We start from the raw sequence: 1,064 nt of genomic DNA on the forward strand, positions 1-1,064 counted from the left end.
GGGCACGCAGGGCTTGCAGGGTTCACCGGTGCAGGCCTCGTCCCAGGGCCAGGGCCCCGGCGGCTGGGGTGGTCAGGGCGGCAGCGCGGACGACGGCGGCTGGACGAAGATGTTCGGCTCGCAGTTCGCTCCGCAGACCGGCTGGCTCTACCCGCTCGCCGCCGTCGCGCTGGTGTGCGGGCTGGCCTGGCGGCGGCGCGAGCCGCGCACCGACGTGCTGCGGGCCGGCTACGTCCTGTGGGGCGCCTGGCTGGGCGCGTTCTTCCTGGTCTTCAGTGCGGGCAGCGTCGGCGGCCACAGCTACTACATGGGTGTGATCGCCGCTCCCCTGGCGGTCCTGGGTGGCGCGGGGACGGTCCTGCTGTGGCGGGGCTTGCGCGAGGGCGGCGCCCGGGCGTGGGCGCTTCCCGCCGCGATCGCCGGGACGGTCGCCTGGTCGGCCTACCTGGCCCGGGAGTTCCCGACCTTCCTGCCGTGGCTGGCGCCGGCCGTGATCGGCCTGGGCGTCGTGGCGCTGGCGCTGCTCGCGGCGGTCGCGCTCAAGCGCGTCACCGGGCGGGGGTTCGCGCTGGCGGGGCTGCTGGCGGGCGTCGCGGCGATGCTGGTCGCGCCGGGCGCCTGGGCGTCGTCGGTGCTGAGCTCGGCGTACGGCAACTCGGGCATGGGCACCGTCGGCCCCTCCGGGGGCGGGCACGGCGGGGGCGGGCGGCACGCGTCGTCGAAGGGGTCCACTGCCGCCATGGCCGCGCTGCGCGCGCAGTACGGCGGGGGCGGGGGCGGGTTCGGCGGCTCCTCGGAGCACCTGACGGCGCCCGAGCAGGCCCTGTTCGACTACCTGCAGGCCCACCGGGGCGGCACCCGCTACCTGTTCGCCGCCTCCAGCTGGAGCGCCGCCTCGCCGTTCATCCTGGCGACGGGCGAGGAGGTCCTGCCGATGGGCGGCTTCAGCGGCTCGGCGCCATCGCCGACCCTGGCGGAGTTCCAACAGCTCGTCGGGAAGGGCGAGTTGCGCTATGTCCTGCTGGGCACCGACCGGCGTGGCGGTGGTGGCGAGTCGGCGGGAG

The 1,064-nt window shown here is 76.4% G+C and carries 1 pseudogene; it reads left to right on the forward strand.

From position 1 onward, the window contains the following. Nucleotides 1-28: 28 nt before the first annotated feature. Nucleotides 29-1,064: pseudogene (locus tag ACFQ87_RS46715) on the forward strand (mannosyltransferase); the annotation flags it as partial.

Source organism: Kitasatospora sp. NPDC056531, from assembly GCF_042794375.1.
In the GTDB taxonomy this organism is placed as follows: Bacteria; Actinomycetota; Actinomycetes; order Streptomycetales; family Streptomycetaceae; genus Kitasatospora.